This is a genomic window from Vibrio sp. MMG023 (genome assembly GCF_021654215.1).
In the GTDB taxonomy this organism is placed as follows: Bacteria; Pseudomonadota; Gammaproteobacteria; order Enterobacterales; family Vibrionaceae; genus Vibrio; species Vibrio jasicida.
The window spans coordinates 563,540-586,462 of record NZ_JAKFZP010000004.1 but is presented as its reverse complement, the minus strand read 5'-3'; the positions used below and the strand labels follow the sequence as shown (position 1 = coordinate 586,462).

Annotated in this window: 15 protein-coding genes; 6 read left to right on the top strand and 9 right to left on the bottom strand. The window is 45.9% G+C overall.

The window, feature by feature from the left end; translation table 11 throughout:
- Positions 1–30: 30 nt before the first annotated feature.
- The 8 genes from sstT to malT all read right to left on the bottom strand — a co-directional run bounded on the left by sstT (position 31) and on the right by malT (position 9,694).
- Positions 31–1,248: a serine/threonine transporter SstT gene (gene sstT, locus L1076_RS16115; RefSeq protein ID WP_038868957.1), complete on the bottom strand. Its 1,218-nt coding sequence runs from the start codon at positions 1,246–1,248 to the stop codon at positions 31–33.
- Positions 1,249–1,606: 358 nt separating this feature from the next.
- Positions 1,607–2,683 carry a ribosome small subunit-dependent GTPase A gene (gene rsgA / locus L1076_RS16110; RefSeq protein WP_042600543.1) on the bottom strand — a complete coding sequence of 359 codons (1,077 nt, stop codon included), beginning with the start codon at positions 2,681–2,683 and terminating at the stop codon, positions 1,607–1,609.
- A gap of 254 nt (positions 2,684–2,937) precedes the next feature.
- The gene (locus L1076_RS16105) at positions 2,938–3,240 is read right to left on the bottom strand and encodes a PTS glucose/sucrose transporter subunit IIB (RefSeq protein ID WP_039977958.1); all 303 of its coding nucleotides are present in this window, start codon (positions 3,238–3,240) and stop codon (positions 2,938–2,940) included.
- A 178-nt stretch (positions 3,241–3,418) separates the two neighbouring features.
- Positions 3,419–3,886, bottom strand: a complete 468-nt coding sequence (locus L1076_RS16100) for a copper chaperone PCu(A)C (RefSeq protein WP_237304002.1) — start codon at positions 3,884–3,886, stop codon at positions 3,419–3,421.
- Entirely contained in the window at positions 3,876–4,487 is a 612-nt protein-coding gene (locus L1076_RS16095) for an SCO family protein (RefSeq protein ID WP_045405864.1), read from the bottom strand. The genes L1076_RS16100 and L1076_RS16095 overlap by 11 nt, the downstream gene beginning before the upstream one ends.
- Before the next feature lie 9 nt (positions 4,488–4,496).
- Positions 4,497–4,922, bottom strand: coding sequence for a hypothetical protein (locus L1076_RS16090; protein ID WP_005437869.1), 426 nt, complete (start codon positions 4,920–4,922; stop codon positions 4,497–4,499).
- 447 nt (positions 4,923–5,369) lie between these two features.
- The gene (locus tag L1076_RS16085) at positions 5,370–6,287 is read right to left on the bottom strand and encodes a DUF368 domain-containing protein (RefSeq protein WP_104042141.1); all 918 of its coding nucleotides are present in this window, start codon (positions 6,285–6,287) and stop codon (positions 5,370–5,372) included.
- Between the two features lie 698 nt (positions 6,288–6,985).
- Complete coding sequence (malT, locus tag L1076_RS16080; RefSeq protein WP_038881313.1) at positions 6,986–9,694, bottom strand: HTH-type transcriptional regulator MalT; 2,709 nt, start codon at positions 9,692–9,694, stop codon at positions 6,986–6,988.
- Between the two features lie 569 nt (positions 9,695–10,263).
- Here malT and L1076_RS16075 point away from each other — a divergent pair.
- The 5 genes from L1076_RS16075 to L1076_RS16055 all read left to right on the top strand — a co-directional run bounded on the left by L1076_RS16075 (position 10,264) and on the right by L1076_RS16055 (position 20,552).
- Positions 10,264–12,717, top strand: a complete 2,454-nt coding sequence (locus tag L1076_RS16075) for a glycogen/starch/alpha-glucan phosphorylase (protein WP_104038084.1) — start codon at positions 10,264–10,266, stop codon at positions 12,715–12,717.
- A 117-nt stretch (positions 12,718–12,834) separates the two neighbouring features.
- On the top strand, positions 12,835–15,015 hold the full coding sequence (gene malQ, locus L1076_RS16070; protein WP_038881318.1) for a 4-alpha-glucanotransferase: 2,181 nt from the start codon (positions 12,835–12,837) through the stop codon (positions 15,013–15,015).
- A 250-nt stretch (positions 15,016–15,265) separates the two neighbouring features.
- Complete coding sequence (gene glgB / locus L1076_RS16065) at positions 15,266–17,470, top strand: 1,4-alpha-glucan branching protein GlgB (RefSeq protein WP_038868973.1); 2,205 nt, start codon at positions 15,266–15,268, stop codon at positions 17,468–17,470.
- Positions 17,471–17,636: 166 nt separating this feature from the next.
- Positions 17,637–18,311 carry a monofunctional biosynthetic peptidoglycan transglycosylase gene (gene mtgA / locus L1076_RS16060; RefSeq protein ID WP_275424162.1) on the top strand — a complete coding sequence of 225 codons (675 nt, stop codon included), beginning with the start codon at positions 17,637–17,639 and terminating at the stop codon, positions 18,309–18,311.
- A 180-nt stretch (positions 18,312–18,491) separates the two neighbouring features.
- Entirely contained in the window at positions 18,492–20,552 is a 2,061-nt protein-coding gene (locus L1076_RS16055; protein WP_237304001.1) for an alpha-amylase, read from the top strand.
- An 88-nt stretch (positions 20,553–20,640) separates the two neighbouring features.
- Here the strand turns inward: L1076_RS16055 and L1076_RS16050 are convergent, their stop codons facing one another.
- Entirely contained in the window at positions 20,641–21,813 is a 1,173-nt protein-coding gene (locus L1076_RS16050) for an MFS transporter (protein ID WP_105068067.1), read from the bottom strand.
- Between the two features lie 192 nt (positions 21,814–22,005).
- Between L1076_RS16050 and L1076_RS16045 the strand changes: the two genes are divergently transcribed.
- A complete protein-coding gene (locus L1076_RS16045) occupies positions 22,006–22,806 on the top strand; it encodes a helix-turn-helix transcriptional regulator (RefSeq protein WP_039977970.1) in 801 nt (266 codons plus the stop codon).
- Positions 22,807–22,923 lie beyond the last annotated feature (117 nt).

The following is a 22,923-nucleotide window of genomic DNA, read 5'->3' as shown; positions in this document are numbered from 1 at the left end:
AGATGCGTAAATCTTACTGATGCATAAGTCTTACTGAGTTTTTTGCTGTTCTGATTTGCAAACAGCGGCAGTGAAGATAACGTCTGTTGAGCTGTTTAGCGCTGTTTCAGCAGAGTCTTGAATTACACCAATGATGAAACCAACTGCTACAACCTGCATTGCTACGTCGTTTGAAATACCAAACAGACCACACGCCAGTGGAATCAGTAGTAGAGAACCACCAGCAACACCAGATGCGCCACACGCTGATACTGCGGCAACAATACTTAGAAGTACTGCTGTCATGAGATCAACTTCGATGCCCATAGTGTGTACTGCTGCTAGCGTTAGCGTTGTGATGGTGATTGCTGCACCTGCCATGTTGATGGTCGCGCCCAGCGGGATAGATACAGAGTACGTATCTTCGTCTAGGTCTAGCTTCTTACATAGGTTCATGTTCACTGGAATGTTCGCAGCACTTGAGCGTGTGAAGAATGCTGTTACGCCACTTTCACGTAGACATTGGAACACTAATGGGTATGGGTTTTCTTTCGTTTTGAAGTATACGATCGCTGGGTTAACCACTAACGCAATGATCATCATCGAACCTAGCAGTACCGCTAGCAGATGTGCGTAGCTTGCTAGTGCGCCAAAGCCTGTTGTTGCAAACGTTGATGCAACTAGACCAAAGATACCGAACGGAGCAAGACGAATGATGAAGCGAACAATGTGAGAAACACTGTGGCTTAGATCTTCGAATACCGCTTTCGTCGTTGCTGATGCGTGGTGAAGCGCAAGACCAAGACCAACACCCCAAGCAAGAATACCAATGTAGTTAGCTTCTACTAATGCGTTTACTGGGTTATCAACCAGTTTGAACAACAAGGTTTGTAGAACTTCTGCGATACCTTGTGGTGGCGTTGCACCTTCAGCACCGGTTACTAGCGTTAAATTGGTCGGGAAAAGGAAACTTAGTAATACCGCGGTTAGTGCTGCAAAGAAGGTACCCGCTAGGTAAAGAACCACGATTGGGCGCATGTAAGTGTGTTGGTTTTTCTTTTGGTTCGCGATAGATGCTGCGACCAAAATGAACACCAAGATCGGTGCAATGGCTTTTAGTGCGCCAACAAAAAGGCTACCAATCATGCCAACACTTTGAGCATGGCTTGGAGAAATTGTTGCTAGTAAGATACCAAAGACGATACCGACGAGGATTTGGAGAACGAGGTTACCGCGAGCATATCGGGCAACGAGACTGTTGTGTTGCATACATCATTCCTGCAATGTGATGTCTGAGCAAGCGCGCAAAATTCAGTCATTACACGGCGTAATGTTCCTCGTAAAACAAGGGCTGAAGGTTGGAATTGCGTTGCTAAGACGTCCTGATTATCAATTATCCTGTTTTTATAAATTCAGCTATATTCTTGCTGAATATCACATATCTTAGCTTGGTAATATTTTGTGTCTAGTTTTAGTTTGTTCTTAGTTTAAATGTTTGCTTGATGTTGCCATTATTGGTCTTTTGTGTTGATTTGTGTCGCCAAATATGAATGATGGTTTTTCATTAAGTTATTAAAAAAGGAGGCGTTAGCCTCCTTTGTTCTATTGATTACCTAAATACTACAACTTAGTAACCTTGTTGGCGTTTTCGCTTTTCTCCGACGACATTACGTACCATTTTTCCAAACTGCTTGCTTTGCGCTCGTTTCTTAGCAAGTGTCGCGCCGTTATGGGCTTGTTCGCGCAGTAACTTCTGGTAGTTAGTAAAGCGGCGCATCTCCAACGTGCCATCTTCAATCGCAGCTTGAACGGCGCAACCTGGCTCTGTTTGATGCTGACAATCACCAAATCGGCATTGCTCTGCTAATGCTTCGATATCAGAGAAGGTCTCACTAACGCCGGCTTCGCAATCGGTCAATTGGATCTCACGCATTCCTGGCGTGTCCATTAAGACGCCGCCAGAAGGTAACAAGTGAATAGAGCGAGAAGTGGTAGTGTGTCGACCTTTGCTGTCGTCTTCACGGATACCACCTGTTTCTTGTTCTTGTTCGCCTAGTAGCGTGTTCACTAAAGTGGATTTACCCACACCAGATGAGCCAATAAAAGCAACGGTTTGCCCTTCGCCGCACCAACTCATTAACTTGCTTACGCTCGATTCATCTAGGCCATTTACACTTTCGACCATTAGCAATGGATCGAGCCTTTGCACCTGAGTTTTTAGTTCATCGACATCGTCACATAAATCGGCTTTGGTCAGCACAATCACGGGCTCAACATCGGCTTCATTGACCAAAGTTAAATAACGCTCAATGCGGCTGAGGTTAAAGTCGTGGTTGACTGAACAAACGATAAATACAGTATCCACATTTGCGGCGATAAGCTGCTCGGCAACCTTGCTGCCTGCGGCTTTACGACTGAATAAGCTGCGGCGTTCAAGTAAACGAGAAAACTGCTGTTGGTGGTTTAGTATCACCCAGTCGCCCACTGTCATGCTGGGCAGTGAGGCTTGGATAGGCAAATGGGTTTCACCTTGCTCGCTTACCACGACATAGCCACTGCGATGGTGAGCAATCACTCGCGCGAAGAGCGTGTCTTCGTAATCGTCTAACGTCAGTTGTTGTTGAAAAAACGGTTTCCAACCTAATAGCTTTAACGGGTTAGGTTGAGTAAGTAGTGTTTCACAAAAAGAATGTGTTTTATTCATTGTTGAATTATCCCAGACGCCACAAAGCGCCTTAATACAAATCGTATGAGGGTCTAATTCGCATAGAGCTGACCCCGGTGGAAACCGGGCAAAGAAGGGAGGTGCTGTGGCTTAGCCACGAGAAAAAGTTGGACGTTTACCCTTTCACTGCCCAGTTAGTGTTATTCATTACAATCATCATATTTCCTCTTCGTTGGTGAGTTAACGGCCGGAGTATAGCGGCTGTGATTCGAATCTTACAACTCCTTTGCGTTTTATATGTGTTTTATTCGACGTTCTTCCATCTCTTGTGAATAGGTGTTGGCTTTTACGCCGTAGATGATTTGGATATGTCGGTCATCGATGATCACCACACCGTGTGCCCCATGTTCTTTCAATGCTTTTTGATTCACGATAGCGGTGCTTTTTAACGTCAGGCGTAGCCTTGTCGCGCAAGCGCCCGTTTCGACCAAGTTATCCAAACCGCCAATGGCTTGTATCACGGTGTCGACATCTTGTTCCAGATTTGGATTCACGTGCGTCAGCATTTTGAAGACGCGAGAAAGGGCTTTTAACATGGCGAGAAACTCGTTTGGCAGCAAAGCCTTGTTTATATCTCAGCTGCGGCTGCTTCGCTCTGATTTAGGACACAAAATCATGCATTGATAGCTTGGTGAATACTGCTCAGAGAAAAGGGAGAGGAATAAAAAAGCTCCTCACGTTGGAGGAGCTTTGAACTGATTTGCCGAGCAACAATTAATGCTGATGCTCGTGCTTTTTCATTCCAGCCATGACTTTTTTAACCGGTGCGGTAAAGCTTTGCTTTTGACCATTGTCGTAAGTCACGGTGACTTCGATTTCGTCGTCTTCATTAAGCGGCTGTTTAAGGTCGAACAGCATGATATGCAGGCTGCCCGGTTTTAGCTCGGTGGTTTCTTTTGCTGTTAGTGTGATGTGATCTACTTGACGCATCTTCATCACATCACCTTCTTTAATCACATCGTGCAGCTCAACTTTGCCTGCTGCTGGTGTTTCTGCTGCAACGATATTGATGTCTTCTTGGCTTCGGTTAGCGAATGTCACGAAGACCGCGCTTGTCGTTGCGCCTGGCGCCATCGCTCGCGCGTATGGTTCATGAGGCATCACGTTTAAGTTTGCTTGAGCAAATGGGCTCAGAAGAAGGGCGGTAAGTGCCAGACTCTTGATGGCTTGTTTAGCTTTCATTGGTTTTTCCTTCTGCTGTCAATTTTGAAATCGCCTCGACAATTGGTGCAGGCGTTAGGGTATGAGGCACTTTGGTGATGAGTGTGCCGTCGGGCTTCAAGAAATAGAAATATGAGCTGTGGTCGAGAGTATATTTCAGCTCAGAACCTTCGAGTTCCGTTTTACGGAAGATAACACCGTACTTGTGAGCAAGTGGGGTGGTGACATCCAATGGTGCTGACAGGCCTTCAATCATAGGGTGGAAGTAGTGCGCGTATTTGGCGGATGCATCGGCTTCGTCGCGCTCTGGATCAAGCGAGATAAACATCGGGCGCAACTGTGCTTTTTGCGCATCGTCGATTTGATTGAGTGCGCCTGCTAGCATGGCTAATGAGGTCGGACACACGTCTGGGCAACGCGTAAAGCCAAAGTAAACAATGCGAATGCGATCATCGCTGGTATCGAAGATATCGACAGGTTTATCGCCTTCGCCGAACAACACACTTTGTTCGGTCGCGACTTGTTGTTTTTTCTCTACGTCTTTTTGTCCATCTAGATACGTTTTGGTACCAAAGCCGAGGACAAAAGCAACCACGAGAAAAAGAGACCAATTACGGCTCATATCAATTCCTTATCTTTGCATTTTGAGGGCTGGGTAGATGGTGTCTTTACCGTCGGAAAGCTCACCAACCCACGTCATCGAATCTTGTGTACAAACGGGCAATGTCACGTCGCCCACGAATTTACCCGGCGCCACTTTCTTCAGCATGAATTTTGGCTCGCCCATTTCCATTTCTCGACCAACCAAACTTAATACAAGCTGATCGGCTTCGCTGTCCTGCCATTCGACTTCGAGTTGAGCGGGGATCAGAGGTTGAGCAGTATCGACGCTAAGCGTCATCGCAACATCATGTTGGATGCAAGGTTCAGTAGAGAGGAAACAGTATTCATCGAGCGACTTAGGCTCGGGCGCTGAAGAGAAGTTTTTGATGAGGGTAGGCGCGTAAAAGCCAGCAACCAGTGCAACGGCTATCCCTGCGATTTGTAACACTTTCATTAAGATTCAGTATTTATCACTTAACATTGTCTGCATCCTAGCACAGATGGGATGTAGGAAAACTCGTAACTTCAACAAATTGTGCGCTATACCCAAGTAACCTCGAGATGCTGGTTCAGCGAGAATGATTTGGTTTGTAGACGCGGCGGCGATTTAAAGGTTTGGTGGGTCTAAATCAAGAATCGACAACAAAGTATACAAGCCAAATCAACTCGCCCTTTGGGAGCGTGTCATTGACCCGATTGCTGCGTCAAACAACTTGGAAATAGCTGGCTATTACGCTGCGTTGTTTTCTTTGCCCTCGAATCAATGACAACGCTCTGAATCCTGCATCATGAAGTCACTTGGGTATATTCCTATCTATTTGAAACCTATTGTTTGTAAAGCGTAAATAAAAAAGCGGAGCCAATGGCTCCGCTTCTTAAATGATGGAATAGTAGTTCAGATTTATTTGTTTGAATCCGCAAACTTTTCTAAACCAAGTACCAGTGCAATGGCAGCTAGCATCATGATCACGGCTAACACCAGTTGTGATGGTTGAGACGTGATGTGCTCAAACTCAAACGGTGACAGGTTTTGCTCTAGCAATGGCACTTGCTCGCCTTTCGAGTTTGTACGCCATGTTAGCGTTTCTTTCCAAGGCCAGATCTTCGGTAGCGTGCCGATCATCAAGCCTGTTAGGAACATCAACGTTAAATCGCGGAATTTGCGCAGTAACCAAGATAACAGGTGAGAGAAAGACAATAGACCAGCCACACAGCCAACAAGGAACAAGGCAAGGATATCAACTTGGAACCCTTTCACTGCGCCTAGTACAGGAGCGTACATGCCGATCAACAGCAAAATAAAGCTGCCTGAGATGCCCGGTAGGATCATTGCACAAATCGCAATCGCACCTGCAAGAATGGTGTTGATTGCAGTTGGCTCCATGTGAAGTGGTTTTAGTACCGTGATGCTGTAGGCAAAGCCAATACCAATCAAGAGGGCAACAAAGCGAATCGCATCGCGTTTCTCTACTTGGCGAATGATGTGGTAGACCGACACCAAAATCAGGCCGAAGAAGAAAGACCAGATTGGAATTGGGTGGGTTTCTAGTAGCCAACTGATCAGTTTTGCCAGTGTTGCGATACTAGTGAAAATGCCCGCAAACAATGAAATCAGGAAGAAGCCGTTAATATGGTTAAATGCGGCTTTGAAGCCATCTTTTTTCCAAATCGAGAAAAGTGATGGGTTAATACGTCGAATGCTTTCTAGCAGTGTGTCGTAAATGCCAGTAATGAATGCAATGGTGCCGCCTGATACGCCAGGGACAACATCGGCTGCACCCATGGCCATTCCTTTAAAGTAGGTGATTAGATAGTTCATTTCTCAAGTACTAAGTCATGTTGATGGCAGTGAGTATACAAACATTGATGTCAAAAAAGTATGAAATAGTGTTTCGGAAGAGTTCGAAATGATGGCTTATCGGAGAAACACAAACTCTATCGCGAGTTTGAACAAATAAAAACAGAACGATAAGCGAGATTTAGCAATGTGAAGAGGGGAAATATAAAAGGCGTAACACTGTCTAAATCAACCTAACTAAACAATAAATATCGTGAATCTGGCTATTTGATGATTTATTTATCATTTATGAAGTATGGTTGCGTCTTGCAACTGCGTTTTGCGTTTTGGTTTTGCATATTGCAAATTTATCCGTTCTGGTCTGATCTAATATGAGATCTTGTGCCCAAAAATAAGGCTTTTAAAATTGGCATGATTAATGCATAATTCTTTTCGACCCTTCTTAAGCCGAGGGTCACCTAGCCAACTGACGTTGTTAGTGAATACACATTGTTCACATCATACATAAGCCAATCGCCTTAATTGCGGTTGGCTATTTTTTTGTCTGTAGTATACCCAAGTAACCTTGAGATGCTTGATTCTGCGAGAGTGACTCGGGTATATATGTACAACGTTTCCTACGTGCTTTGCAATTTGCACTTTTCAACGATTAATGAGCAATAAAAAGGGCTGACGCATAACGCCAACCCTAGTATCTAGCACTAATTTATTCAGTCCGATCAGTACCCCATCAACTGCAACAGATTTTCCGCTGTTACGATGGCTTCCTTACGGTTAGCAATGTTGAGCTTTTGGTACAAGTTACGAATGTGAGTCTTAATCGTTGTGCCTGCGACATCCAACTCTTGCGCGATTTGTTCGTTGCTAAAGCCTGAGTAGATTAGACCAAGAACTTGCCATTCGCGTTGAGTCAGTGGACTTGTACGAACCAGTTCCGGTACGTTCGGGTGATTCACCAATTTCTCAATAAAGTCTTCATCGAAGTGAATAGAACGACTGCGTTGGTTTGATGAAATGTCTTTCATCAATTGCTGAGCACGATGACGTTCTAGGTCACCGAGTTCGTGACGAAGACTTAGCTTCTCTAACAGACCACCAATGGTGGCTCCATCAGTAAGGAAGTTACCTACCATGCCAGTTTGGTTCGTCATAACTAGGGCTTCTTTCAATAGCGCTTTCGCTTGGTCTTCGTCTTTTTGGCGTGCTGCCAAGATAGCCTCTACAACCAAGTTGCGGTTTGTATCCGTCACCAAATTCGTACGACTAGCTTCGCTTTGCAAAAAGTTCAGTGCCTCACGTGCTTCATCATATTGGCCTAGGTTGATATGAGCGCGAGCAATGTTACGCCATTGCAGTTGTTGGAAGTGATTACATGCGGATTCAGGGCGAACGGCAGTATTCAACCATTCTTGAATCGCTTCTGTGTTACCGCGCGCTTGCCAGAACAAGATCAGAGAAAGTGATGCGTTCGCAGTCCAATCTACGTGGTAAGTAGACTGTTTCATCAAGTGTTGGATGTGCTCAATGAATTTTCCTGCTTTATCGAGTTCACCACGGCCAATTGCAATACGTGCCAGCATTGAGTAGCTATGTAAGTGTTTGCTTGGTGAGTGATTTTCCAGAATTTGCAGACCTTTGTACGCACACTCTTCCGCTTCATCCAGACGGTTCCAACACCACAATACTTGAGCGCGAATACGCAGCAAGAATTCATGAAGGGGTACGTGTTGTAGCTGCTGGTCTTCGATCAGACGGAAGCCTGAGTCTTGCAGTTCAAATGCTGCTTGAACGTAACCTTGCGCAATCATAATTTCGCTTTGCTGCAGGATTGCCCACAACGCTTGGTGGTAAACCTGATACTGGCGAGCCAGCTTTTCGGTTTGCTGCATCATTGGCAATGCACGATCGAGCTTACCCAATACGTGGTTAACTTCACCGACGACCGATGTCGCCACGATGCGACTGCGGTACACGGTAGGGTCAAGTTGACTCAATGCAAGTTCGGCTAGTTCCAATGCACGCTCTGGTTGGTTGCTGTTGATCGCAACTTGAGCGAGCAGGGCGTGGGCTTGGCCTTGGTAGCCAGAATCCAACTCGATATCTCGCTTAGTGTGTTCTTCTTCGGCTTCTGCCAGCAACTCGCCCACTTGATTGTAACGGTGTTGGCTTTGTGCCAACCATGCTCTTAGCATCGACAGTTTTGGATGGCTGAAGAGTAACTCTTTATCCAGTTTGTTGATCGCCGATTCTAAGGTGGTTAACTCACCTTGGTTAAACATCTTCCAACCAAATTCATTTAAGATTTCGACGATCAAGTCGGTATCATGAGATTTCTGCGCATGATGAATGGCTTGATGCGGTGCTTTCTGGTTCAACCAAGCAACGGCGGCATTACGATGTAGGTCTTTTTCTTGTTGTGGAATTCGAGCAAGACGTTCATGAGAAAGGAATTCGCCAAATAAATTGTGGAAGCGGAACCAGTTTTGCTCACCTTCCAGCGGATAGATGAACAGACCATAACGGTTCAGAGATTCAATCATACCTAGCGCGTCTTCACGCTGTGTGAGTGCGAAAACTAACTCATCATTGAAATGGTCCAGCACCGACACTTGCATTAAGAAGTGGCGTGTTTCGTGATCAAGCAAATCAAACACTTCCTCGACAAGGTAATCCCATAGGTGCGCATGATTAAACTGGGAAACCGACTCGACGGTTTGTGCCAGTGTGCGGTTTTGATGTTGTGCTTGCAGCGCGATCAATTGCAACGCGGATGGCCAACCTTCCACATAAGTACGTAGATTGTTTGCCATGTCTTCATCAATGCCATCGGCAATACGTTGGTTGAAGAAACGTGTGGTTTCCTCTGTATCGAATGCCAACATTTCGTTGCCAATTTCGATCATTAAATCGCGTACGCGCAAGTTAGCCGTACCCAAAGGTGGTGCCGCACGGCTTGTCACAACCACGGTTAGGTTGTCTGGCATGTGCTTTAAGAAGAAGCGCATTGACTCATGAATTTCGTCGTTGGTGATCAAATGGTAATCGTCTAAAACGACATAGCACTCATGCTGAAAATCCGCCATTTCGGCGAAAACTTCGCTGAATAGAGAGCGCAACGAAGAGAACTGACGTTTCTCCGCCAGTTTTTGAGCATTAGAGCAGTTGTAGTTGGTGGCTTTATTTAAGGCTTGTAGTAGATAGTTAACGAAACGGAAGCCATCGTTATCGCTATCGTCAATGCTATACCAACCGACATTGGGTTTATCTGACAGCCACTGAGCCGCCATGGTGGTTTTCCCGTAACCAGCAGGCGAGCGGAATAGTACTAATTTGTAGTAAGGCGCTTGTTGTAGTAAGTCCAATACTCGTGGACGGACGATAGCATTATGCAAACGACCCGGACGAGTAAGTTTAGATGGAATCCACATTATTGATTCTGTCCTTGTTTTTTGAGCTAGCGAAACTAGAAAACTGACCCACACCACTAAAAATTTTAGTTTGTATGAAAAGTGTACAGGCTTGTGAGTCGTTTGGGATGGTACGACATCAGAAATGCCTCTTACTTTGATCCACTTCCTAATTCTCGAGAGTTGATGAAAATGCCGTCAACTACGCCCTGTATTTGTGATTCTGGTCACTTAAACGTCGCTGGTATTGATTTCATGTAGTTTGAGTTGCACATCTATTACGAAAAAATTATCGATGTTAAAAGACGTAATGTGATCGATTAGACACTTTTTACATTGGAGTGGGAAGGGGGCATAAAAACCGTCATGAACAAATTTTAATCTTTCTCAAGATTGGTTGTGATCCGAATCACTAAGAACAGGACGAGAGAGAGCTGTGTTGCGATTTGGATCACTAACTTTTCAATGGTACTCCCTCTACGCCCTACCCCCTCCTCCCACGAAGGAGGAGAAACAGGAGGATGTTTATTCACAGAGGGAAATGCAGGATGTATGGCAGATGAATTACTAAATGACGTGAGAATTTCTTAATGAAACCAACTCAACAAAAACAATTTGACAAGAAGTCGTTCCAAGAGAGTGTGAAGAAGCATCTATCTGTAACTTATGCACACACGATTGAAAATGCAGATAGCCGTGCATGGTACCTAGCAATGGGTCGCGCACTGGCAGAATTCACGACTTGTGATTTGCTTGCTACAGAAGAAGATCCTCGCATCAAGAATGCGAAAAGCGTTAACTACCTTTCTCTAGAATTTCTAATCGGTCGTTTAACGGGTAACAACCTAATCAGCATGGGTCTTTACGAAGAGATCACTGAAGCAATGGCTGAACTAGGTCACAACTTAACTGACCTTCTAGAAGAAGAACGCGACCCATCATTGGGTAATGGTGGTCTAGGTCGTCTAGCAGCATGTTTCATGGATTCATGTGCGGCGCAAGAATTCCCTACTGTAGGTTACGGCCTGCACTACGAATACGGTCTATTTAAGCAGTCGTTCAAAGACGGCCGTCAACAAGAAGCACCAGACGCATGGCGTGGTGTAGAAGGTTACCCTTGGGAAGTGGCTCGCCCTGAGTTAGCGCAAGAAATCGGCTTCTACGGTCACGTTGAAGTGGTAAACGAAAACGGTAAAGAAGTTCGTAAATGGGTTCCTGGCATGTCTGTAAAAGCAATGCCTTGGGATCTACCTATCGTAGGTTACGAATCAGACACGGTTTACCCTCTACGTCTTTGGGAATGTCAGGCAATCGCACCATTCTCACTAGAAAGCTTTAACAACGGTGATTACTTCGAAGCTCAGCACGCGCTGATCGACGCAGGCAACATCACTAAAGTGCTTTACCCGAACGATAACCACGAGAAAGGTAAAACACTGCGTCTAATGCAACAGTACTTCCACTCAGCAGCATCTGTACGCGACATCCTACGTCGCCACGAAGCAGCAGGTTACTCGCTAGCGGATCTACCGAAGCAAGAGACTATTCAGCTTAACGATACGCACCCAACAATTGCTATCCCTGAGCTAATGCGCATCCTAGTGGACGAAAAAGGTCTTACTTGGGAAGCAGCATGGGAAATCAGTTCTCAGACATTCGCGTACACTAACCACACGCTACTTCCAGAAGCACTAGAGACATGGCCAGAGTCGCTAATCCAGCGTCTACTTCCACGTCACATGGAAATCATTTTTGAAATCAACCACCGCTTCCTACAAGAAGTTCGTAAGATGTGGCCTGGTGACGGTGAGAAGCAAGCGAAGCTTTCTATCATCCAAGAAGGTTTCAACCGCATGGTTCGCATGGCTAACCTATGTGTAATCGGTTCTTACGCAGTGAACGGCGTAGCAGCACTTCACTCTGAATTGGTTAAGAAAGACCTATTCCCAGAGTTCCACGAGATGTACCCAACTCGTCTACATAACGTAACGAACGGTATCACTCCTCGTCGTTGGCTGAAGTTCTGTAACCCAGGTCTATCTAAGCTAATCACTGAGAAAGTGGGTCCAGAATGGCCTGCGAAACTAGAGCAGCTAGAAGGCATCGCTAAATACGCAACAGACGCGAAATTCCAAAAAGAATTCATGGCTGTTAAGAAAGAAAACAAACAGCGTCTTGCTGATTGGGTTCTAGATAACATGGGTATTGAGCTAGATACTAACGCTATCTTCGACGTTCAAATCAAGCGTCTACACGAGTACAAGCGTCAGCACCTAGATCTGCTACACATTCTATCTCTATACCACCGCATCCTGAACGAACCTGGTTTCGAGTGTGAGCCACGCGTATGTTTCTTCGCAGCGAAAGCAGCACCGGGCTACCACCTAGCGAAAGAAATTATGTTCGCGGTGAACAAGGTTGCAGACAAGATCAACAACGATCCTCGCATCGGTAACAAACTGAAAGTGGTCTTCATCCCTGACTACCGCGTGAGCATGGCTGAGATCATCATCCCTGCGGCAGACGTTTCACAACAAATCTCGCTAGCAGGTAAAGAAGCATCTGGTACAGGTAACATGAAGATGGCTCTTAACGGTGCCCTAACTATCGGTACGATGGATGGTGCTAACGTTGAGATCCGTGAAGAAGTGGGCGACGAGAACATCTACATCTTCGGTCTTGATGTTGAAGGCGTGAAAGCGGTTAAAGCAGCTGGCTACAACCCTTACGACTACTACAACGCAGATCACCTACTGAAAGCGTCTCTAGACCTACTAACTGGTGAAGAGTTTACGCCAGGTCAACCAGGCCTACTACGCGCTACATTCGATAGCCTACTAGATGGCGGTGACCCATACCTATGTCTTGCTGACTTCGCATCTTACGTGAAAGCGCATGAAGAAATGGGCAAACAATACAAAGACCAAGCAGGTTGGGCTAAGAAAGCAATTCTTAACACTGCCCTAGTTGGTAAGTTCACATCAGACCGCTCTATCCGCGACTACGTGAACAACATCTGGAAACTTGAAGCGGTGAAACGCTAATAGAACCCAGTTAAGACCAAGGTAGCCGAGCGCTACCTTTGGTCATTTTCAAAGATTAGTTATTGATAACAATAAAACCCTACATGGAAGGTGTTGGTATTACCTTCGGAGAAAGCGATGAAAGAACAAACAGCACTAAAGAAAGTCGCAGACATGGCGCGATTAGCTGATAGCTACGTCAGCGCGTGGGGAGACGAGGCAAAAGTTTCTGAAGAAACACTGCGCCGCTTGCTCACTTCACTTGGCTACGATACTAGCAGCGATGAGAAGCTATTGGCTTCTGCTGAGAAAAAACATAAGAAAGACGTACTAGCCCCTGTTCTTGTTTTACGCGACGGCGAACCAGTCGAAGTGGAACTAAACCTAGGTACGAGTGCTCGCGAGAGCGAATTTAGCTGGCGTTTAGAAACAGAACAAGGAGAGGTACTTGAAGGCTATCTTCAGTCGCAAATTGTTCGTGATGAACGAGCTGAGGGTGGCCCTCTAGTGTTTGCATTGCCAAAGAATTTGGCATGGGGTTACCACAAACTGATCATCAGCCGTAAACGCCGTAAGACACCTTACGAAATGTCGCTGATCATCACACCGAAAGCGTGTTTCAAACAAGAAGATCTAAACCAACATAAAAAGCTATGGGGTCCAAGCATTCAGCTTTACACACTGCGTACTCAGCACAACTGGGGTATCGGTGACTTTGGTGACCTTAAGCAACTGGTCAGTGATATCGCCTCTCGTGGCGGTGACTTCATTGGTTTGAACCCAATTCATTCATTGTTCCCAGCGAACCCTGAAGGTGCGAGCCCATACAGCCCGTCTTCTCGTCGTTGGCTGAACATCATGTACATCGACGTAAGCTCTGTGCCTGAATTTGCACTAAGTGCAGAAGCACAACAACGCGTTGGCAGCGCAGAGTTCCAACAACGTCTGCAAAAAGCGCGTGAATCACATTGGGTGAATTACACCGAAGTGTCTGAGCTGAAGATGAGCGTGTTACCGCTACTATTTAGTGAGTTCAAAGCGCGCCACTTAGACAAGAACACTGACCGTGCTCGTGCATTCCTAGAGTTTGTAGAGCTTGGCGGTGACAGCCTACTTCATCAAACGGCATTTGATGCTTTGCATGGTGAATTGCACGCGGAAGATTCAAGCGTGTGGGGTTGGCCTGTATTCCCTGAGAAATACCGTACATTTGACTCGGCGGCGACTCAGAAGTACATCAAAGATAATCAAGAGCGTGTTCACCTGTACATGTACCTACAGTGGATCGCTGACGATCAAATCAAAGAAGCTCAAGCACTGGCTGAAGAAAAAGGTATGACCGTTGGTCTTTACCGAGATCTCGCTGTAGGCGTTGCGGATTCAGGTAGTGAAACGTGGGCTGATGAAGGCAACCTAGTTCTAGATGCAAGTATCGGCGCGCCGCCAGATATTCTTGGTCCTCTAGGTCAAAACTGGGGTCTACCACCGCTAAACCCACAAGTGCTAGAAGCAACTGGTTACGATGCGTACATCAAGCTATTACGTGCCAACATGAAGCACTGTGGTGCACTGCGTATTGACCACGTTCTTGGTCTACTTCGTCTATGGTGGATTCCAAAAGGTGAGAAAGCGACAGAAGGTGCTTACCTTTACTACCCAGTTGAAGACATGCTGGCAATCCTAGCTCTTGAATCTCACCGTCATCAGTGTTCAGTTATCGGTGAAGACTTGGGTACCGTGCCAGATGAAATTGTCGATATCCTACGTGACGCAGGCGTTCACTCATACAAAGTGTTCTTCTTCGAAACATCAAAAGACGATGGCGGCTTCATTTCTCCGAAGCATTACGCTGAACAGTCGATGTCGGCATTGTGTACACACGACATGCCAACCCTCCGTGGTTTCTGGCATTGCGATGACTTAAAGATGGGGCGTGAGATTGGTCTTTACCCAGACGAGCAACAATTAGAAGGTCTATTTGAGGATCGTTTGAAGTGTAAACAAGGCATTCTAGACAGTGTTCGTTGGCATGGTTACTTGCCAGAAGGTATTGGCCATGATGCTCAATACGTTCCAATGGACACGTACTTGAGTGAAGCGCTTCAATTGCACGTTGCTGCGGGTGATTCTGCATTACTGAGTGTTCAGCTTGAAGACTGGTTAGAGATGGATCAACCAGTTAACATTCCTGGCACGGTAGATGAGTATCCAAACTGGCGTCGTAAGCTGTCGATGAACCTTGATGAAATCTTTAGCCGCGAAGACGTAAACCGCATTTCGAAACGTCTCACTGAAGTGCGTGCGAAAGTAGGCAAATAATGAGTATTGAGTGATGTAGGAAATCGTGAATTTAATTGCGTAGAGGTACGAAAGTACAGCCTAGGTCACTCATTAAATCGGTACGATCCGTTAGGATGGAGTACCGTTATTATGCCCGCAACAATAGCGGGCATTTTTGTTTTTTGATGCCACTTTATTCATTGAATGGATAAAGTGAGCGGTTTTATATTTTTGTGAATTCGCAACGTTTGGCTGAGGAAATCCGATATTCAAAAACCACTAGGAGAATATCGGTGCTAGGGAGAAAGATTTGAAAACTAAGGTAAAGAAAAACCACAAACGCGCATACGAACTATTGGCTGAGGCGGCTTACTCAGACCCGTTTGCTACACTGGGTCCTTTTGCGAATGACGAAGAAGGTTCATTAAGAGTCTGGATGCCAGGTGCAGACAAAGTTGAACTGGTTGTCGAAGGCGAGCCACGTGTGGAATTAAAGCGCGATGGTGACAGCATTTTTGTCCTAGAAGAAGTGCGCGATTTGCACTTAACACACTACCAATTAGCGGTGAATTGGGATGGTGTTGAACAGCTTGTCGACGACCCTTACCAATATCACAATATTTATCAAGAATATGAGCACCTGCATACGCCAAAAGACATGTACCACTACATGGGCTCACATTTCGTGACGATGGAGCGAGATGGTAAAAATATCTCGGGCGTTCGATTCCTTGTTTACGCACCTCATGCATCCGCCATTAGCCTAGTTGGCAGTTTCAACCAGTGGGATGGCCGCCGTCATCCGATGCAACGCCTTGATTACGGCATTTGGGGCTTGTTCATTCCTGATTTGGAAGAGGGCGTACAATACAAATTTGAGCTCAAAGGACCAAATGGGGAAGGGCTTCCTCACAAACAAGACCCTTGGGGTTTCTTCTCAGAGCAATACCCGTCTTTCGCATCGATTACGTACGATCATAATCGTTACCAATGGCAAGACACCAAATGGCAAAACCGAACGGTCACGCAAAAACGTGATGAGGCTTTATCCTTCTACGAACTCCATGCTGGTTCTTGGAAGCGCAATGCGGACGGTGATTTCCTAAATTATCGTGAGCTGGCTACTGAGTTGGTTCCATACTTAGTCGACATGGGATATACCCACGTTGAACTCATGCCAGTGTCTGAACATCCGTTCTTTGGTTCTTGGGGTTATCAGCCAGTTGGCCTATTTGCCCCAACCAGTCGTTACGGCTCACCTGACGATTTCAAATTCTTCGTCGATGCGTGTCACCAAGCTGGCTTGGGCGTGGTACTGGATTGGGTGCCTGCTCACTTCCCGTCGGACGATCATGGCTTAGCGAACTTCGACGGTACGCCACTGTTCCACGATCCAGATCCTCGTCGTGGTTGGCACCAAGATTGGAACTCATACATTTACGATTTAGGTCGTGAACATGTTCGTCGCTTCCTTGTGTCTAACGCACTGTACTGGTTCGAGCAATTCCATATTGATGGTATTCGTGTTGATGCTGTCGCTTCAATGCTCTACCTAGACTACTCACGCAGCCACGATCAGTGGATCCCGAACGTCGACGGTGGTAATGAGAACTACGATGCGATCGCAACCTTGAAGTGGATGAACGAAGAGGTGTACAAGCACTTCCCGAATGCGATGACGATTGCAGAAGAATCGACCGCATTCCCGGGTGTGTCTGCTCCGACGTTTATGGGCGGTTTAGGCTTTGGCTTTAAGTGGAACATGGGCTGGATGCACGACAGTCTATCGTACATTCAAGAAGACCCTGTTCACCGCAAATACCACCACAATACCATCACATTCCCGCTTGTTTATGCACATAGTGAGAACTACGTATTGTCGCTATCTCATGATGAAGTGGTGTACGGCAAAGGTTCTATTCACAACAAGATGCCGGGTGATGAGTGGCAGCAAACTGCAAACCTACGTGCGTACTACGGCTACATGTATGCGCAGCCAGGTAAGAAACTCAACTTCATGGGCGCTGAGTTAGGCCAGACGGCTGAATGGAACCACGACGATCAGTTGCAATGGTTCTTACTTGAGTTTGGTCGCCACCAAGGTGTACAAGCGCTGATTCGTGACTTAAACCACTTATACCGAAACGAAGCGGCGATGCACGACCAAGATTGCGTGCCTGCTGGTTTTGAATGGCGTCTGCAAGATGAAGCTGATTCCAGCATTTTGGCGCACGAGCGTATCAGCCAAAAAGGCGAGCGTGTATTGGTGATCAGTAACTTCACTCCAGTTCCGCATGAGCGTTTCCGTTTGGGTGTTCCAATGGAAGGCAAATATGAGCTTCTGTTGAATACTGATGATGTGAAATACGATGGCAGCGATTTTGAAGTGCTGGCCAGCGTAGAAACAGAAGAAGTAGAAAGCGAGTCGCTACCTCAGTCTCTTGAGCTGCGTTTACCGCCACTATCAACCGTATTCTACAAATTGGCAAAGTAAGTTGAGTTCGTAAAACAAACTTAACTAGCCAAAATACATAATTAATACCAAGCCCGCTTTACAATGTAAATCGGGTTTTTTTTGACCGTTTTTTCACTAACGGTAAACAGACTCCATACTCTATACTTGCACCATATTGTTTTATGAAATCAGGCTAGGTCGGACTTTGAGAAAGATTAAATCCCTTCTGTTCAATATCTTATTGGTGCTTTTGCTTTTACCAGTGATGCTCGTTGGCATAGTGAAATACGTCGATCCACCAATTTGGGGATGGAAGATCAGCCGCATGATTTCTCCTCCTGAGGGATTCCCTGAAGAGAGTCAAAATGAATGGGTGCCTTTGAGTGACATTTCTAAGCACATTCAATTGGCTGTGATTGCGACAGAAGATCAAAAGTTCCCGACCCACTACGGAGTGGATTTTGATTCCTTGTTTAAAGTGATCTCAGAGTCTGGCGAGAACGGCCCTTCTCGCGGTGCGAGCACAATTACTCAGCAAACTGCAAAGAACGTGTTTCTGTTTCCTTCACACTCTTATGTGCGCAAAGCGTATGAACTTTATTTTGCTCTGCTGATGGAAGCGATGTGGAGTAAAGAACGCATTCTCGAAGTGTATTTGAATGTGGTGGAATTTGGCCCGGGTATTTATGGCGCGGAAGCCGCTGCGCAAAACTACTTTGGTATTCCTGCTAAACAACTTTCAACTCGCCAAGCTGCAAGGCTTGCGGTGGTGTTGCCAAATCCGTATCGCATCAAAGTCTATCCTCAGACTTCTTACACCATCAGCCGCGTCAATTGGGCGATGAGACAAATGAGTAACCTTGGTAGCGTTCAGCTTTAAACTCCCTTTTACCTTGCTCATAAATAGAACTACGCCCCAATAAAAGCAAAATGTGAAGCGTCACAAGCTTTAGGGCGTAGCCTTTCAGAATGATGTGCTCAGTTTTTCATCCATTTACTATTAGTGTGAATAAAACTACAACACGAATACTGCGCCTATGCGCAACCTATGGACTGAACGATGAAACTGAATCTGCTTACGACTACCTTATTGCTTGCATCGGCAAGTGCCATCGCCGAGCCAAACATCACCATATCTACCACGACCAACAGCCGTGACTTTCCTTTAAGTGCTGAGCAGCCTTTGGTTGTGCCCTTAACCAAAGACGGATACACGCTCAAAATCACTGGCGTTGAAGGCGACTGTGTCGCGCCTGATGGTCAGAAAGTCAAGTTCAACAAACCTATCGCGCTGAACTGTGGAAAACCAACAGAACTGCCGTTAAAAATCCGCTTTACCGGCGATTACTCTTTTGCTTTTGATGCGGAAGCCAAAACTCTACGCTTCAAGCGTGAACCTAAGAAAGCTGCCAAGACAGAATTCAAACGCCCAATCCCACAAGTGCAATGTGAGGTTTACCAAGGCGGCGAGGTCACCATTGCGTTAGGTGACAGTTTCCCAGATGGCACCAAGTTGCGTGATGCTTACTCTGGGCAAATGGTTGAAGTAAAAGATCAGCAAGTATCGCTGACACCAAGCAAAGATTCAGGCGGTTTGGTGCTACTAGAGCCAGTGAAGAAAACCAAAGAAGCAGTACCGTTTGATTACCGTAATGCCAACATTTACTTCGTGATGGTCGACCGTTTCAACAATGCCGATACCAGCAATGACAACAGCTATGGTCGCAAGAAAGGCGGTAAAGAAGAGATCGGCACCTTCCACGGTGGTGACCTAAAAGGTGTGATCGAAAAGCTAGATTACATCAAGAGCCTAGGTACAGATGCGATTTGGTTATCGCCAATCGTTGAGCAAGTACACGGCTTTGTGGGTGGCGGCGATAGCGGCTCATTCCCATTCTATGCTTACCACGGTTACTGGACGCGTGACTTTACCAAGATTGATGAGAACTTCGGTAACGAGGCTGATCTTAAAAAGCTGGTGGAAGAGGCGCACAAACGTGGCCTTAAAGTCTTGATGGACGCGGTAATCAACCACACCGGTTACTCAACGTTAGCCGATTTGCAATTTGACGGTATTGAGGTGTTAAAACCAAACGCTGATTTACCGAAGAAGTGGGGCGACTGGCAACCAAAAGCGGGTGAAAATTGGCATAGCTACCACCAGAATATTGATTACCAGAGTCCAAACTGGGCGAAATGGTGGGGCGGTGACTGGGTAAGAACCGGTTTGCCGGGCTACCCTGCGCCGGGCAGCAGTGATATCACTATGTCATTGGCGGGTTTGCCTGACTTTATCACTGAATCAGACAAAGCCGTGAAGCCTGCGCAATGGCTATTGGATAACCCAGGCACTCGCGTAGAAGTGCGTGACAATTACACCGTTTCCGATTACCTCATTGAGTGGCAAACTGATTGGGTGAAACGCTTTGGTATTGATGGTTACCGTGTCGATACGGTGAAGCACGTTGAAGGTGATGTGTGGAAGCGTTTAAAAGAAGAGGCTTCAAGCAGTCTTGAGCAGTGGCGTAAAGAGAACGGTAAGTCAGGTCAGCCATTCTGGATGATGGGTGAAGTATGGGGGCATACCGCTTATCGCAGCCCTTACTTTGACGATGGCTTTGACGCCTTGATTAACTTCGACATGCAGAAGAAGTTAGACAAAGGCGCAGCGTGTTTTAGCCAAATGGCAGACACCTACCAAAGTTACGCAGATACTATCGCCAATGAGAAAGACTTTAACCCTGTGAGCTACATGTCTTCTCACGATACCGAACTGTTCTTCTCTCGTTTCAAAGATTATGGCATGCAGCGTAATGCCGCGAATGCACTACTTTTGAGCCCAGGTGCTGTTCAGGTTTATTACGGTGACGAAGTGGGTCGTAACATTGGTCCTTACGCAGACGATTTCCATCAAGGCACACGCTCTGACATGGTATGGAAACTGTCAGATGAGAAGCAAGCATTGCTAAAACATTGGCAAACACTTGGTCAGTTCCGTAAAGCGCACCCAGCGATTGGTGCGGGTCAGCATCAAGTGATTGAACAAGAAGGCGCGTACGTGTTCTCTCGTTCGCTTGGCAATGACAAAGTCGTTGTGGCGTTTGTTGGTCGTGAGAAATAAACGACACTACTGCATCAGCCCCTCCTCGCTTGAATGTGGGGAGGGGCTGCGTAAGTGCTAATAGGTTTTTATTTCTAGATAGTCGTATTTAAAACTCAATATCAGAGGTTTTGAAAGTAATCAGTCCAACAAGATATTTGATGATGGATATGACACAAGCAATGCCAGCACAGCCGATTAAAGTCATCGCCAAATCACCAAGCTCAGCGGCTCTGTGAAGGCCAAATCCGATGACCAGATAATAGAACAAGCCCAATAGTGCTCCTGCACTCCCTAAGTGATCGCGATAGTGAGTTAACGCGCCGCTTAAGAGGTTTGGAATAGCCAGTCCAAATGATAGGGAAACCAATACCACAGGGATGAAAAACCAAACTGACTCTTGCATGATGAATACACCAAATCCGCCAATCAAAAGTAGCCACGATGCAAACATCACAATCTTTTCGTGACTTAAATGCATGCGTATTAACTTCATATTGATGACAGAACCTAATACAGAACCCAGTGCGAGTATGAACCCTGTATTGCCGAAAAAGTTAACGCTTGTGCCTAGTTTTTCAAACATAAATGGTGCGATGCTGTAATAAGAAAACAGCGCAATGTTAAACAACCCTACCATGAGTGTGATGTACCAGATGTGCGCATCGGTCAGCATCTTTATACCGACGGATAACAGGCTATCTTTTTTGGTGTGTGTTGGCTTTGTCTCCGGCAATTTGAACAACGACCAAACTAACAGTGCAATGATGAACACGACCATGGCGATGAAAACCCATTGGTATCCGCCGAATGATGTTAGCCAACTGCCAGCCAACATTCCGATCACAGGGCTAATGCCGATCGATGTTCCAACAATCGAAAAAACGTGGCTGAGCTCTTTACCATGATAGCCATCACGAATGATGGTTTGCGTGCAGACAGAACCAACCGCCGCTCCAAAAGCGCAGCAACCAAAACCGGTTAGCAGCAAATTGAATGTTGGTGCGAGCATGGTAAAAATGGCTGCAATAATAAAGACGATAAGCCCTAGTATCGTTGATACTCTTCGACCTATGACGTCACACATTCTTCCCCAAAAAACCACACCAAACGCAAAAGCGACAAAGAAAATGGACATCGCTTGTGCGGCTTCATTGCTACTGACGCCAAACGTACTTTTCACGGAAGTCAGTGCAGGGCTGTACATTGTCTCGATGATCTGTGGAAACATTAAGAGCACAACAGCCAACGGAATGGACACTTTTTCTATTAATTTATTCATTGTTAAGTTCTCAAAAATACCTCTATTGCAGAGCGTCGTTTGAACATTTAGCTTGATGTTGAGTGAACGACATTCAATTACGTGTTTCACGTTTCTTGGTTTACGTGATGCAGCAAAGTATATCTGTGCCATGCTTTGGGCTTATAATGAGAATCAAACATAAAATATCGAAATAAGGACAGGTTGATTTCAATGGCATTACTTTCGAAAGGTGATCATTTTTGTGCTGATGAACACAATGGATTGGTCATTGGCGTCGCTGTCGAGGTATCGGATCATGATTCAGGTGTTCATTTCCATGCGAAAGACCAATTACTTTCATCACAACATGGTTGCATGACGATAACGCTTGAGGACGTCAAGTATGTGTTGCCACCTATGAGAGCAGCATGGATTCCTAAAGGGGTATCACACAACGCTCAGTCAACGAATGTGGCGCAATACCGTTCTCTCTATTTTGACCCGTCATTGACAGAGCGTTTGCCGCGGAAGATTCGAATTTTCGATGTGACGCCTCTGATGAGAATCTTGATCGAAAGGATGTCTTTCTGGCCATTTGATAAACCTGAAAGTGAACAGATCAATACCCTGAATTTATTTATAGAAGAGCTTAACGATTCTGAAGATGTCTATTTACAATTGCCGTTACCCAAAGATTATCGATTACAGTCTTGGATCGCGAAAATCGATGATGAAGCGTTTACAGCGCCTTCTTTGGCTAAGTTAAGCCAATTGGTTGGGGCGAGTGAAAAGACGGTAACGAGGATCTTTAATCGTGAGACGGGGATGCCGTACCAAAGTTGGCGTCAGCAATGGCGTCTGCTGGGGGCCATTGAGTTGTTATCCAGCGGCATGAGGCTATCGGATGTTGCGCATCGGTTGGAGTTTTCAAGTGACAGCGCGTTCATTTACTTTTTCCGCCAAAAGACGGGGACCACGCCAATGAGTTACTTAAACAATGAGCCAAGTTTTGGTGGGAGCCAGCTCAAATAGTCGTCCAATTGCTATTTAGCCTCGTGCTCTTTTGATAAAGAAAAGCCCTTCCTTGACGACTCAGGGAAGGGCTTTGATATTTTCGGTTCTTACTTAGCTACTTCAATAGCTATCGGT